Here is a 14,708-nt window from a genome sequence, read left to right as displayed (position 1 = left end):
AGGGAAGGATTAGAAGGACGAAGCAATGACAAATCGTTTATCATGGCAAGATTACTTTATGGCCAATGCAGAGCTTATTTCCAAACGCTCTACCTGTGACCGCGCCTTTGTGGGAGCTGTTTTGGTAAAGGATAATCGTATTATTGCCACGGGTTATAATGGTGGTGTTTCTGCCACAGATAATTGTAATGAAGCGGGCCATTATATGGAAGATGGACATTGCATCAGGACAGTTCATGCTGAAATGAATGCTTTGATTCAATGTGCGAAAGAAGGGATTTCGACTGACGGAACTGAAATTTATGTAACGCACTTTCCCTGTATCAACTGTACCAAGGCTCTGTTGCAGGCTGGGATTAAAAAGATTACTTACAAAGCACATTATCGTCCGCACCCGTTTGCGATTGAACTAATGGAGAAAAAGGGAGTTGCGTACGTGCAACACGACGTGCCTCACATCATTTTGGGTGGTAAGGAAGGACCTAATGGTTAGCTTGGGCGAATGGTCATAAAAGATTTGAGCCTAGGGCGCTTTTGTGGTAAAATGAAGTGATAATATTTTAGTAAGAGGTAAATAATAATGATTGAAGCAAGTAAGCTTAAAGCCGGTATGACATTCGAATCAGAAGGAAAATTAATTCGTGTCCTTGAAGCTAGCCACCATAAACCAGGTAAAGGAAACACAATTATGCGTATGAAATTGCGTGATGTGCGTACAGGGTCTACCTTTGACACAACTTACCGTCCAGATGAAAAATTTGAGCAAGCTATCATTGAAACTGTTCCAGCACAATACCTATATAAAATGGATGACACTGCTTACTTCATGAATACTGACACTTACGATCAGTACGAAATTCCAGTTGCTAACGTTGAGCAAGAGTTGCTTTACATTCTTGAAAACTCAGACGTTAAAATCCAATTCTATGGAAGCGAAGTGATTGGAGTGACTGTTCCAACAACCGTTGAATTGACTGTTGCCGAAACACAACCATCTATCAAAGGTGCAACTGTCACAGGTTCTGGTAAACCTGCAACTCTTGAAACAGGTCTTGTGGTCAACGTTCCAGACTTTATCGAAGCTGGTCAAAAACTAATCATCAACACTGCAGAAGGTACTTACGTTTCTCGTGCTTAATCCTTTGTCAGAACAGGTTAGTCTAAAGAAGAGAAAGGAAATGCTATGACAACTGAACATATCGGTGAAATCGTTATTTCACCACGAGTACTTGAGGTTATTACTGGGATTGCTACCACACAAGTTGAGGGCGTTCATTCCCTTCATAACAAAAAAATGGCAGATAGCTTTAATAAAGCAAGTCTAGGCAAAGGGGTTTACCTTCAAACACAAGAAGATGGTAGCGTAACTGCAGATATCTATGTTTATTTGCAGTATGGTGTTAAGGTTCCTACGGTCTCTATGGCTATTCAAAAAGCTGTCAAATCAGCGGTATATGATATGGCAGAAGTGACAATCTCAGCAGTCAATATCCATGTTGAAGGAATTGTTCCTGAAAAGACACCAAAGCCAGATTTGAAGTCACTGTTTGATGAGGATTTTTTGGATGACTAAAAGTTTTCAAAATTCAAGAAGAGACTTGCGTGAGCGTGCTTTTCAAGCCTTGTTCAGCATGGAAATGGGTGGTGATTTCTTGGTTGCTTCTCAATTTGCTTATGACTATGATAAGGTCGTGGATGAAGGAAATGAGGCTTTGGAATTGCCAATTTTCTTATTAAATCTTGTCAACGGGGTTAACGATCACAAAAAGGAGCTTGATCGCACGATTTCAGAACATTTGAAGACGGGGTGGTCATTAGAACGCCTAACGGTGACTGATAAAACCTTGTTACGTTTAGGACTTTTTGAAATCAAGTATTTCAACGAGACGCCTGACCGTGTGGCCTTAAATGAAATCATTGAGGTTGCTAAAAAATATTCTGATGAAACGTCTGCCAAATTTATTAATGGCTTGCTTAGCCAGTTTGTTTCAGAAGCTTCTTCAGCAAGTAACTAAAGATAAATCGGACCAATCTTAAATTGGTCCGATTTTATGTGTTGTCTTGTGACTATCAAAAAAGCAAACAGGCTACTCTCGTCTTTTTAAAGAGTTCTCCGGTTTGCTTTTTTTAGAGTAATTTCTGAGGGACACTAAATGCTTTCTCCTGGGAGTAAGATAATTGGCAAAATATAATCCTTGCTGGTTTTCTCTCCCTTAATTTTTTTGAGAAGCACTTCGACGCTGAGTTTTGCGATTTCTTCGATAGGTTGCTTGATGGTTGCTAATTGAGGGACATATTGTTCCACAAAAGTAGTGCCGTCATAACCAATTATTTTCATGTCTTGTGGGATAGCAATGTCTAGCTGCTTGGCGACCTTCATGATTAAAATAGCAGTGAGATCGTCCGAAACAAAGAGACCGTCAGGTTTTCGGGTTGCCAAAATAGATTTGATTTCCATTTCACGACGGATAGGAGAGAGGTCGTTTGGCAATTTGATGATTTCAGCACTTCGTTTGAGCTGGTAGTTAAAGCCTAATTGACGAAGACCTGTCGGCGATTCGGAATTGTCGTTACCTGTAATCATGATAATTTTTTGACAGCCATGTTTTTGTAAGGTTTGGGCTGCTAGTTTTCCGCCTTCAAAATTATCTGAGGCAACGATTGGAATGTTAGGAGCCAAGTTACGGTCAAAGGCTACAATTGGTGCTTCGACACGCTCGTAATCATCAATACCTAGATTGTGACTAGAGGAAATGATACCATCTACTTGGTTAGCAGCGAGCATTTCTAAGTATTCGCGTTCTTTGACAGGATTGTGTTCGCTGTTGCAAATAATGGTTTTGTAGCCGTTTTTAAACAATTCAATTTCCAGATGTTCGATAAGCTCGGCATAAAAGATATTACTGATATTAGGAAAAATTAAGCCGATGAGCTGAGCTGGTTTTCCTTGTAAACTTCTGGCTAGGTTATTGGGCTTATACCCCAATTCTCGCATGGCCTTGTTGACCTTATCCACTGTTTTTTGAGATAAGTAGCCCTTTTTGTTGATCACACGTGACACAGTTGTCGGACTGACCCCTGCCAAGGCTGCTACGTCTGTTAATTTTGCCACCACTTGCCTAATACCTCATTTCATAATAATACCCAGAAACGTGTCCCTCCAATAATTGGATTCCTGTTTGTCCCTGATGTGGAAAGACACGGCTGGTAAGAACCCTTTGTCCTTGGTTAACAAAGATTTCAAGGATAGCTTTATCCACATAGATATTAAGTGTAACACGGCCTGGAGGCATTTGGCAAGAGCGCACGGTACCATAATCCTGGGCGTATTGGACCCCAGCTTTACTTCGATCAATGCTGATTTGCCCTTGATCTGTATCTATCGTTAGGCTTAGCCCGTTACCAGCTTGGTCTGCAAATAAGACTAAGCTGACTTTTTCTTGGCTCGGAATTGTCAATTCCAATTCGTAACAGTTGGAACTGTCTATTTTATTATGGAATAATTCTGCCGGTCCTCGAAGGTCTTTTAGGACTGAAACAGGTGCTTGATAGAGAATTCCGTCTCTAATCCTTAATTCTTTGACTAAGCTAAGAGCTCCTTGATAGTCATAAGAATCTGTTGGGTAATCAATATCTGGTAGCCCAATCCATGATACAGCTAAAGCCCTGCCATCTGGAGCATTAAAGGCTTGAGTAGCATAAGCCTCAAACCCAAAATCAAGGTTTTGCAGGGGGCCACCTCCTAGCAATTCGCCAGTTTCTGGATTGAAGTCTTTGAAGATTTTATAGGTATTGGGGTAGATATTTTGATAATCTAATTCGGACTTGGCTAGTCCTTGTGGGCTGAAAATCAAGACGGGTTTGTCGTCGACAAAGACAAGATTAGGACATTCGATCATGTATTCCGTACCAGAATCATCAAAGTCCAAATCTGCGATAAAATGCCAGTTATCCACATGGTTATCCACAGCTTTATAAAGTTTAATTTTTCCTTTGTGATTTAAATCTTGAGCTCCGATAATAGCATAGAAGTGCCCTTGATAAGAAAATACCTGCGGGTCTCGGAAGTGTTCGGTCACGTCATCAGGTTGTTCAATCAATACCTGTGGCATTTTGGAAATATTTCCTTGTTTATCCATCCACGCGCCAACCTGTAATGGTGTTCTGACCCAATTGGCATCCCGAACATTACCAGTGTAAAAGAGAAAAAGCCTGTCATCAATGGCATAAGCAGAGCCGGAGTAAGCACCATGGCTATCGTGAGGATGGTCTGGCAAAAGACGGCTTCCTGTTTCCGTAAAATGGACAAGGTCTGTGGAGGTCATATGTACCCATTGCTTCAAACCATGAGCAGCACCATAAGGCCAATTTTGATAAAAGAGGTGGAAACGACCATCGAAATAAGAGAAGCCATTGGGGTCGTTGAGTAGTCCTGTTCGGGCCTCAACGTGAAACCGACTTCTCCAAGGAGATTGGGCTATTTTTTTGATGATGGCCTCATAGTCTTTTTGGCTCCATTTCTCATAGGGGCGGTAGCGTACAGCTTGTGGTAGATCCATAAGAAAGCTCCTTGTTTGACAGTTATTGTTATTAATATACTAAACGTTTTCTTTTTAAAAATCAATGCTTTAGCGCAAATAAAACAAAAATATGTCAAACGCTTGACATAAAAAATATTAGTGATAAAATGATAGTCAAGAAGTGAAGCGGATTCACTACCGTCGGTCAAGTAGGTTCTCAGCAGCAAAGCTTGTAGAATTGTTGAAGGCTGACACCAAATGAAAAAGGAGATGTTGTAGCCATGGATAATCGTCAGATTGCAACTGAAGTGATTGAGGCTTTAGGTGGCCGAGAAAATGTGAGAAGTGTTGCCCACTGTGCAACTCGCCTTCGCGTGATGGTTCATGATGAAGGAAAGATTGATAAGGAAAAAGCAGAAGCTATTGATAAAGTAAAGGGAGCTTTTTTTAACTCTGGTCAATATCAGATGATTTTTGGGACAGGTACCGTCAATAAAATTTATGACGAAGTCGTTGCTCTTGGTTTACCAACATCATCTACTAGTGAGCAAAAGGCAGAAGCTGCTAAGCAGGGCAATGTGTTCCAACGGGCGATTCGTACGTTTGGGGATGTGTTTGTTCCTATTATTCCAGCTATTGTGGCAACAGGTCTCTTTATGGGTGTTCGTGGCTTGGTGACTCAGCCAGCCATCATGGATTTGTTTGGGGTACATGAATACGGAGAAAACTTCCTCATGTATACCCGCATCCTAACGGATACTGCCTTTGTCTACTTGCCAGCCTTAGTGGCTTGGTCAGCCTTTAGGGTATTTGGGGGTAACCCTATTATCGGTATTGTTTTAGGCTTGATGTTGGTGTCCAATGAATTGCCAAACGCCTGGGTAGTTGCCTCTGGTGGGGATGTTAAACCACTTACTTTCTTTGGATTCGTTCCTGTTGTTGGTTACCAGGGAACTGTGTTGCCAGCCTTCTTTGTTGGTCTGGTAGGGGCGAAACTGGAGAAATGGTTACATAAACGAGTGCCAGAAGCTTTGGACTTATTGGTCACACCATTTTTAACGTTTGCTATTATGAGTGCTTTAGGGTTATTCGTGATTGGACCAGTCTTCCATTCTCTTGAAAACCTTGTTCTGGCTGGGACACAGGCCGTTTTGCATTTGCCGTTTGGTATTGCAGGCTTGATTGTTGGGGGAATCCAACAATTAATCGTAGTGACTGGTATTCACCATATCTTTAACTTCCTAGAAGCGCAGCTAATTGCCAATACCGGAAAAGATCCTTTCAATGCTTACCTAACAGCAGCAACAGCTGCTCAAGCTGGAGCTACCTTAGCTGTTGCTGTTAAAACCAAATCGACAAAACTAAAAGGTCTGGCCTTTCCATCAACCTTGTCAGCTCTTCTAGGGATTACTGAACCAGCTATTTTTGGGGTCAACCTCCGTTATCCAAAAGTCTTTGTTTCAGGTCTTATTGGTGGTGCCTTAGGTGGTTGGGTCGCTGGGCTCTTTGGCATTGCAGGAACTGGTTTTGGGATTACGGTCTTACCAGGAACTCTCCTTTACTTGAATGGCCAATTATTACAATACCTTGTGACTATGCTTGTCGGTCTTGGGGTAGCCTTTGCGATTGCTTATACTTGGGGTTATCAAGATAGAGAAACCCTTCCGTTACCAGCTGTCGAAGTTGATCAAACGGCTGATCAGCCAGCCTTAGCAGAGGAAACTTTATATAGTCCTTTGAATGGAACAGTTGTAGACTTATCTGCGGTTTCAGACCCTGTTTTTTCATCAGGTGCTATGGGTCAAGGCTTAGCGATTAAGCCAGAAGATAATACCCTATACTCACCAGTTGATGGCAAAGTTGAAATTGTCTTTGAAACAGGTCATGCTTACGCAATCACTTCGACACAGGGAGCAGAAATATTACTCCATATTGGCATTGACACTGTTTCAATGGCGGGAGATGGTTTTGTTCCTTTTGTGACAGCAGGACAGATGGTGAAAAAAGGAGACCTTCTTGGACAGTTTGACTCTACCAAGATTGCGCAGGCAGGATTGGATGATACAACGATGATAATCGTAACCAATAGTAACGACTACCATAGCATTAATCTCCTAGCTCAAGGAAAAGTTGCGGTTGGTAATCAACTGGCAATTGTAAGATAAAGTGAAAAGAGTTGGATAATCAACTCTTTTTCCATGTAAGTGATGAAAAAATGACAAGAAAATGATAGCATCCTAAAAACCTTAAATTTGTGTTATTTTACCTATACTTTGTACCTTGTTTTTTTTGAGAAGGTGTTGTTATACTATAGGCGAAATGACAAGGGTAATCATAAAAAGGAGAAAATATGGGAAAATTATATGGAAGTATTGAAGCCGGCGGGACAAAGTTTGTTTGCGCCGTGGGTGATGAGGAGTATACAGTGGTGGATAAAACACAATTTCCGACCACAACACCAGAGGAAACGATTGCGCAAACCATCGCTTATTTTAAAGCTTTCGAGGCTGATTTGGCTGGTATTGCGATTGGCTCTTTTGGACCGATTGATATTGATCCGTCGTCAGAGACTTACGGTTATATCACAACCACTCCTAAGCCAGGCTGGGCTAACGTAGACTTGCTGGGGCAGTTGTCTACCGCTTTTGAGATTCCTTTTGATGTGACGACAGATGTCAACAGCTCTGCTTATGGCGAAGCCCTTGCTCGTCCAGGTGTAGAAAGTCTGGTGTACTATACGATTGGGACCGGTATTGGTGCTGGAGCCATTCAAAAAGGTGAATTTGTCGGAGGATTAGGTCATACGGAAGCCGGGCATACCTATGTCATGGCCCACCCAGAGGATGTGGAACATGGCTTTCTGGGTGTTTGTCCTTTCCATAAGGGATGTCTAGAAGGCATGGCTTCTGGCCCCAGTCTTGAAGCTAGAACAGGAACAAGGGGTGAATTGATTGAACAGGATGCCAGTGTATGGGATGTTCAAGCTTTTTATATTGCCCAAGCAGCCCTACAAGCGACAATGCTCTATCGACCACAAGTGATTGTTTTTGGAGGTGGAGTTATGGCGCAAGACCATATGGTAATGCGCGTGCACGAAAAATTTAAAACCCTCTTAAATGACTATCTTCCTGTCCCTGATTTGCCAGACTATATTGTCACGCCAGCAGTTGCTGATAATGGCTCTGCTACCTTGGGCAATTTTGCCTTAGCTAAATTGGCGGCAGAAGGCAAGTAGGAAATATCCTTTTTGCTGGTTAGGAAAAAGAAAGCAGAGCTCAGCAGAACGTGCTATAATAAACAAAGAATACTATCAGAAACGAGGAAACTTATGTCAGAACCATTATTTCTAAAATCAACTATGCATGATAGAATTTGGGGAGGAACCAAGTTAAGAGATGTCTTTTCTTACGACATTCCAAGCGAAACAACTGGTGAGTATTGGGCTATTTCTGCTCATCCGAATGGCGTTTCAACGGTAATGAATGGGCGTTATAAAGGCCAACCTCTAAACACATTATATGCGGATGAGCCTGCTTTATTTGGTAATCCTAAAGAAAAGGTCTTTCCTTTATTGACTAAGATTTTGGACGCTAATGACTGGCTAAGTGTCCAAGTTCACCCTGATGATGCTTATGGACTTGAGCATGAAGGGGAATTAGGCAAGACAGAATGCTGGTATATTATTTCCGCCGAAGAAGGTTCAGAAATTGTTTATGGCCATCAAGCCAAGTCTAAAGAAGAACTTCGTACCATGATTGAAGCTGGCGATTGGGATGATTTACTGACTCGCATACCAGTTAAAGCAGGAGATTTTTTCTATGTTCCGAGCGGAACCATGCATGCGATTGGCAAGGGGATTCTTATTTTAGAAACTCAGCAATCCTCTGATACCACTTATCGGGTGTATGACTTTGACCGCAAAGATGCCAATGGTAATCTTCGTGATTTACACATCGAAAAATCGATTGATGTTTTAACTATTGGTAAGCCTGAAAACAGCGTGCCTGCCACCATGGTTTTAGATAATATCACAGCAACAACCTTAGTATCAACACCATTTTTCACTGTTTACAAGTGGTTAACGAGTCAAATGGTGGATATGAAACAGTCTGCCCCTTATCTGCTCGTTAGTGTCTTAAATGGTCAAGGAAAACTGTATGTTGACCAAGAGGCTTATGACCTGGAGAAAGGCATGCACTTTATCTTGCCAAACGATGTCAAGTCATGGTCATTCGATGGACAATTGGAAATGATTGTCAGTCATCCCAACCATCCGATGTAATTTCATAGCAGAAAAATGAGAAGAAAAAGGAAGCGCTTTAGGCTGCCTTTTTCTTTGACATCTTTATCATGATTTCTTGAACTGCCTGCCTATTTATGTTAGAATGAAATGATTAGACGATCGAAAGGAAAGAGAATGGCCAATATTCTACGCAAAGTCATCGAAAATGACAAAGGCGAACTAAGAAAATTAGAAAAAATTGCAAGAAAAGTAGAATCTTACGCAGACCACATGGCGTCATTGTCAGATAGAGATCTACAAGCAAAAACACCAGAATTTAAAGAACGATATCAAAAAGGGGAAACCCTTGAACAATTACTTCCCGAAGCATTTGCGGTTGTCCGTGAAGCTTCAAAACGCGTGCTTGGTTTGTATCCATACCGTGTTCAAATCATGGGGGGAGTTGTCCTTCACAACGGAGATGTGCCTGAAATGCGTACCGGTGAAGGGAAAACCTTGACTGCGACCATGCCTGTTTACCTTAACGCCCTTGCAGGCGAAGGCGTGCACGTTATCACTGTCAACGAGTATTTGTCAACCCGTGATGCGACTGAGATGGGTGAAGTGTATAGTTGGCTAGGCCTTTCTGTGGGGATTAACTTAGCAGCTAAATCTCCGGCAGAAAAACGTGAAGCTTACAACTGTGACATTACCTACTCAACTAACTCTGAAGTCGGATTTGACTATTTGCGTGATAACATGGTTGTCCGTCAAGAGGATATGGTGCAGCGCCCGCTCAATTTTGCCTTAGTCGATGAAGTCGATTCCGTTTTGATTGACGAAGCGAGAACACCTTTGATTGTTTCAGGAGCTGTTAGCTCGGAAACCAATCAATTGTATATCCGTGCAGATATGTTTGTGAAAACCTTGACAGTAGATGATTACATCATTGACGTCCCAACCAAAACAATTGGTTTGAGTGATTCAGGGATTGACAAGGCGGAAAGTTACTTTAATTTAAACAATCTGTATGATATTGAAAATGTTGCCTTAACTCACTTTATTGATAATGCCCTTCGTGCCAACTATATCATGTTGTTAGACATCGATTATGTGGTCAGCGAAGATGGTGAAATTCTCATTGTCGACCAATTTACTGGTCGTACGATGGAAGGTCGTCGTTTCTCAGATGGTTTGCACCAAGCTATTGAAGCCAAAGAAGGCGTTCGTATCCAAGAAGAATCAAAAACCAGTGCCTCAATTACCTACCAGAACATGTTCCGTATGTACAAAAAATTGGCAGGGATGACAGGTACCGCTAAAACTGAAGAAGAGGAATTCCGCGAAGTTTATAACATGCGCATCATTCCAATTCCAACTAACCGCCCGATTGCGCGTATTGACCACACGGACTTACTATACCCAACTCTAGAATCTAAGTTCAGAGCTGTGGTAGCACATGTCAAAGCGCGTCATGATAAAGGACAACCAATCCTTGTTGGTACCGTTGCTGTTGAGACAAGTGACTTAATTTCTCGCAAATTGGTGGAAGCTGGTATTCCTCACGAAGTCTTAAATGCTAAAAATCACTTCAAAGAAGCACAAATCATTATGAATGCTGGCCAGCGTGGAGCGGTGACCATTGCCACCAATATGGCGGGTCGTGGTACCGATATTAAACTGGGTGAAGGCGTTCGTGAACTTGGTGGGCTTTGCGTGATTGGTACTGAACGTCACGAAAGCCGTCGTATTGATAACCAGCTTCGCGGCCGTTCAGGACGTCAAGGTGATCCAGGTGAGTCACAATTCTACCTATCACTAGAAGATGATTTGATGAGACGTTTTGGTTCAGACCGTATCAAGGCCTTTTTGGACCGTATGAAATTAGACGAAGAAGATACAGTCATCAAGTCAGGTATGTTGGCACGCCAAGTCGAATCTGCTCAAAAACGTGTTGAAGGGAACAACTACGATACCCGTAAACAAGTTTTGCAGTACGATGATGTGATGCGTGAGCAACGCGAGATTATTTACGCTAACCGTCGTGATGTTATCACTGCCAACCGCGACCTTGGTCCAGAAATCAAAGCTATGATTAAGCGAACCATTGACCGTGCGGTTGACGCTCATTCACGTAGCAATCGTAAGGATGCTGTGGATGCCATTGTGACCTTTGCACGCACGTCACTTGTTCCAGAAGAGTCTATCAGTGCTAAAGAGTTACGTGGGTTGAAAGATGATCAAATCAAAGAAACCCTCTATCAAAGAGCTCTTGCCATCTATGATCAACAAGTCTCAAAACTTCGCGATCAAGAAGCTATTATCGAATTCCAAAAAGTATTGATTTTGATGATTGTGGACAATAAATGGACAGAACACATTGATGCTTTGGACCAGCTCCGCAATGCTGTTGGTCTGCGTGGTTATGCTCAAAATAACCCTGTGGTAGAGTATCAAGCAGAAGGCTTCAAAATGTTCCAGGACATGATTGGTGCCATTGAATTTGATGTGACCCGTACCATGATGAAAGCGCAAATTCACGAACAAGAACGTGAACGTGCGAGTCAACATGCCACAACAGCAGCACCTCAAAACATTCAATCACAGGCTTTTGTCGACGATAGAGAGGGAGATATTGATTTCTCAAAAGTTGAGCGTAATGCTGCCTGCCCATGTGGTTCAGGTAAAAAATTCAAAAATTGTCATGGCCGCAGAGCTTTCTAAAGAGAGTATAGTAGCCTCATGACATGATCATGATACTAGAAAGAAGCTGGGAAATTTTCTCGGCTTCTCACTGTTTAGGTCTTTGTCCCAAAAAACGAGATAAAAGGTGAGAAACAAAAAATGATTGTTGGACATGGAATAGATTTACAAGATATGTCAGCCGTTGAAAAGGTTTATCAAAGAAATCCTCGCTTTGCGCAAAAAGTATTGACCAAGCAAGAAATGGCTGTTTTTGAGGGGTATCCCTATAAGCGTCAAATCAGTTATTTGGCGGGTCGTTGGGCAGGCAAAGAGGCCTTTGCCAAGGCTATGGGAACAGGTATTGGGCAGCTTACTTTTCAAGATATTGAAATCTTAAGTGATGCCAAGGGGCGTCCCTTATTAACCCAATCTCCTTTTGAAGGCAGAGTATTTATCAGCATTTCACATAGCGGAGACTATGTACAAGCCAGTGTTATTTTGGAGGAAAACAAATGATTTCGAGTTTCCATCGCCCAACAGTTGCAAGGGTCAATTTACAAGCTATTAAGGAGAATGTTGCCAGTGTCCAAGAGAATATTCCACTAGGGGTAAAAACGTATGCAGTTGTCAAGGCTGATGCTTATGGTCATGGTGCTGTCCAGGTGTCAAAAGCACTTCTCCCTCAAGTGGATGGGTACTGTGTGTCAAATCTTGATGAGGCCTTGCAATTACGTCAAGCAGGTATTGATAAAGAGATTTTAATTCTCGGGGTTTTGCTGCCAAATGAGCTAGAGTTGGCGATTACTCGCCAGGTTACAGTGACAGTGGCTAGTTTAGAGTGGTTGGCGATGGCCAAGCAAGAATGGCCAGATTTGAAAGGGCTTAAGGTCCATATCAAAATTGATTCAGGCATGGGACGAATCGGGCTTCGCTCAGTAACAGAAGTTGATAACCTGATTGCCGGCTTGAAGAGCATGGGGGCAGAAGTGGAAGGGATTTTCACTCATTTTGCCACAGCTGATGAAGCTGATACCGTAAAGTTTGAGCAGCAATTGACTTTCTTTACCAATTTGGTTGATCAGCTTGCCGACAAGCCAAGTTTGGTTCATGCTAGCAATTCAGCGACTAGTCTTTGGCACAGTGAGACTATTTTTAATGCGGTTCGTTTAGGGATTGTCATGTATGGGTTAAACCCAAGCGGTTCACAGTTAGCACTGCCATTCCCCTTAAAAGAAGCCTTTAATTTAGAATCTGTCTTGGTGCATGTTAAGGAAATCGCCCCTGGTGAGACGGTAGGCTATGGGGCAACCTACAAAGCTCAGACTAGCGAATATGTGGGGACGGTGCCCATTGGTTATGCAGATGGATGGACGCGGGATATGCAAGGTTTCACTGTGCTTGTTGAAGGACAACCCTGTGAAATCATTGGTCGGGTCTCTATGGACCAGATGACCATCCGCCTTCCTAGAGCCTATCCGCTTGGAACAAAGGTTACCCTGATTGGTCAAGATCAAGAAAAAGTGATTTCTACAACAGATATCGCAAACTATCGTAACACTATTAATTATGAGGTTCTATGTCTCCTTAGTGATCGTGTTCCAAGGGTGTATTGGAATAATAGTACAAAAAAATGATTGCTTTTTACTTCTGCTTAGTGTTACAATAAAGTGTAGAAAACTAGAAAGAAACAGTCAATTAATACATGAATAAAAACAAGTTATTAAGAATGATGATGCTACTAAGCCTTTTAGCTCCAACTGCTGGAAGTGTGACGGTATTAGCTCAGGATGCTTTGCCTGAAGTCAATCAAGCAACTGCGACAAGCACTGATGACGTCACAAGTACTGACTCGGACTCTCAGAAAGAAAAAGACCCTAATGTGACGACAGAAGATCAAACTAACCATGTTTCATCAGACGATACTTCTGCCAAATCTGATGTTCTTAATCCTGCAGAGCCTACTCGTCCAGAACTTGAAGACCAAACAGATCAAGTAACAACACCAAATGCTACTATTCCTGGTCAAGATCAAGGACAAGACAAGACTCCTAGCAGTCAAGAGCCATCTAAAACACCTCAGGAAAACCCTGTTCCCGTTAGCCCTGCTCCACAAGTTCCGGCAGCTGTGACACCTCTTCCGTGGTCACCTTTTGCCTCTGATTTAAATTTGGAGATACCAGTACTTCCATCTGTTAATACTTATGCGGCCTATGTGGAGCATTGGAGTGGTAAAGATGCTTATACGCATAATCTCTTATCCCGTCGTTATGGCATCAAAGCAGAGCAAATTGATGGTTATTTGAAATCAACAGGCATTTCTTATGATAAAACTCGCATCAATGGTGAGAAATTGTTGCAATGGGAGAAAAAAAGTGGACTAGATGTCCGTGCCATTGTTGCTATTGCCATGGCAGAAAGTTCTTTGGGAACCAAAGGTGTCGCTACCTTACTTGGTGCCAATATGTTTGGTTATGCGGCCTTTGACATAGACCCAACACAGGCGAGTAAATTTAACGATGATGTGGCTATCATTAAAATGACTCAAGAAACCATCATCAAGAATAAAAATACTAATTTTGCGCTCCAAGATGCAAAAGCTGCTAAGTTCTCACTAGGACAGTTGAACTTTGCGACTGACGGTGGGGTTTACTTTACTGACATCACTGGAAGTGGTAAACGTCGTGCTCAAATCATGGAAGACATGGATGAATGGATTGATGCCCATGGAGGCACACCAGCCATCCCGGCAGAATTGAAAATTCAATCTTCTTCGAGCTTTGCAGAAGTACCAACGGGCTACAAACTCTCTAAGAGTTACGATGTTTTGAGTTATCAAGCATCTAGTTACGCTTGGGGTCAATGTACTTGGTATGTTTATAACCGCGCCAAAGAACTGGGCTACCAATTCGATCCATTCATGGGAAATGGTGGGGACTGGAAATACAAGGCAGGTTATGCTCTTTCTAAGACACCAAAAGTTGGTTATGCAGTATCTTTTGCGCCAGGTCAAGCTGGTGCTGATGGGATGTACGGCCATGTCTCCATTGTGGAAGATGTCAGAAAAGACGGCTCTATTCTTATCTCAGAATCTAACTGCATAGGCTTAGGAAAAGTATCCTACAGAACATTCACTGCCCAACAAGCAGACCAATTGACCTATGTGGTCGGTAAAAAATAAACGCTAATCACTTTTCTCCAGACTCAATTCTCTTAAATGAGAGTTGGGTCTTTTTTGAGTTGTATAGGTTTGATAAAAGTTAATCTGTCTGAGAAAGCGCTCT

Annotated in this window: 13 protein-coding genes; 11 read left to right on the top strand and 2 right to left on the bottom strand. The window is 42.2% G+C overall.

Annotated elements, in window-relative coordinates; genetic code table 11:
* Positions 1 to 25: 25 nt before the first annotated feature.
* From FQT67_RS09195 to nusB, 4 genes are all read left to right on the top strand, one after another.
* On the top strand, positions 26 to 493 hold the full coding sequence (locus FQT67_RS09195) for a deaminase (protein ID WP_003059460.1): 468 nt from the start codon (positions 26 to 28) through the stop codon (positions 491 to 493).
* An 87-nt stretch (positions 494 to 580) separates the two neighbouring features.
* Positions 581 to 1,138 (top strand): elongation factor P, encoded by a 558-nt coding sequence (gene efp, locus FQT67_RS09190; protein WP_002993230.1) that lies wholly within the window; start codon positions 581 to 583, stop codon positions 1,136 to 1,138.
* A 45-nt stretch (positions 1,139 to 1,183) separates the two neighbouring features.
* Positions 1,184 to 1,573 carry an Asp23/Gls24 family envelope stress response protein gene (locus FQT67_RS09185; protein WP_003059449.1) on the top strand — a complete coding sequence of 130 codons (390 nt, stop codon included), beginning with the start codon at positions 1,184 to 1,186 and terminating at the stop codon, positions 1,571 to 1,573.
* Positions 1,566 to 2,015 carry a transcription antitermination factor NusB gene (gene nusB / locus FQT67_RS09180; RefSeq protein ID WP_003059451.1) on the top strand — a complete coding sequence of 150 codons (450 nt, stop codon included), beginning with the start codon at positions 1,566 to 1,568 and terminating at the stop codon, positions 2,013 to 2,015. The genes FQT67_RS09185 and nusB overlap by 8 nt, the downstream gene beginning before the upstream one ends.
* Positions 2,016 to 2,149: 134 nt before the next feature.
* Here the strand turns inward: nusB and FQT67_RS09175 are convergent, their stop codons facing one another.
* Positions 2,150 to 3,115, bottom strand: coding sequence for a LacI family DNA-binding transcriptional regulator (locus FQT67_RS09175; RefSeq protein WP_046176881.1), 966 nt, complete (start codon positions 3,113 to 3,115; stop codon positions 2,150 to 2,152).
* Between the two features lie 4 nt (positions 3,116 to 3,119).
* Complete coding sequence (locus tag FQT67_RS09170) at positions 3,120 to 4,559, bottom strand: sucrose-6-phosphate hydrolase (RefSeq protein WP_046176880.1); 1,440 nt, start codon at positions 4,557 to 4,559, stop codon at positions 3,120 to 3,122.
* 242 nt (positions 4,560 to 4,801) lie between these two features.
* On the opposite strand from FQT67_RS09170, the gene FQT67_RS09165 reads away from it, so the two are divergent.
* The 7 genes from FQT67_RS09165 (at position 4,802) to FQT67_RS09135 (ending at position 14,605) form a co-directional block, all read left to right on the top strand.
* Positions 4,802 to 6,685, top strand: coding sequence for a sucrose-specific PTS transporter subunit IIBC (locus FQT67_RS09165; RefSeq protein WP_046176879.1), 1,884 nt, complete (start codon positions 4,802 to 4,804; stop codon positions 6,683 to 6,685).
* A gap of 185 nt (positions 6,686 to 6,870) precedes the next feature.
* A complete protein-coding gene (gene scrK, locus FQT67_RS09160; RefSeq protein ID WP_012767530.1) occupies positions 6,871 to 7,755 on the top strand; it encodes a fructokinase ScrK in 885 nt (294 codons plus the stop codon).
* A gap of 93 nt (positions 7,756 to 7,848) precedes the next feature.
* Positions 7,849 to 8,802 (top strand): mannose-6-phosphate isomerase, class I, encoded by a 954-nt coding sequence (gene manA / locus FQT67_RS09155; protein ID WP_015058026.1) that lies wholly within the window; start codon positions 7,849 to 7,851, stop codon positions 8,800 to 8,802.
* A 135-nt stretch (positions 8,803 to 8,937) separates the two neighbouring features.
* Complete coding sequence (gene secA / locus FQT67_RS09150; protein ID WP_003060499.1) at positions 8,938 to 11,466, top strand: preprotein translocase subunit SecA; 2,529 nt, start codon at positions 8,938 to 8,940, stop codon at positions 11,464 to 11,466.
* 120 nt (positions 11,467 to 11,586) lie between these two features.
* Complete coding sequence (acpS, locus tag FQT67_RS09145) at positions 11,587 to 11,943, top strand: holo-ACP synthase (protein WP_022555120.1); 357 nt, start codon at positions 11,587 to 11,589, stop codon at positions 11,941 to 11,943.
* A complete protein-coding gene (gene alr / locus FQT67_RS09140) occupies positions 11,940 to 13,061 on the top strand; it encodes an alanine racemase (RefSeq protein WP_046176878.1) in 1,122 nt (373 codons plus the stop codon). The genes acpS and alr overlap by 4 nt, the downstream gene beginning before the upstream one ends.
* 68 nt (positions 13,062 to 13,129) lie before the next feature.
* Positions 13,130 to 14,605 (top strand): CHAP domain-containing protein, encoded by a 1,476-nt coding sequence (locus FQT67_RS09135; protein ID WP_046176877.1) that lies wholly within the window; start codon positions 13,130 to 13,132, stop codon positions 14,603 to 14,605.
* Positions 14,606 to 14,708 lie beyond the last annotated feature (103 nt).

The sequence above is a fragment of the Streptococcus sp. NCTC 11567 genome (genome assembly GCF_902141215.1).
GTDB lineage: Bacteria > Bacillota > Bacilli > Lactobacillales > Streptococcaceae > Streptococcus > Streptococcus dysgalactiae.
This window is presented reverse-complemented; position numbering and strand designations above follow the sequence as displayed.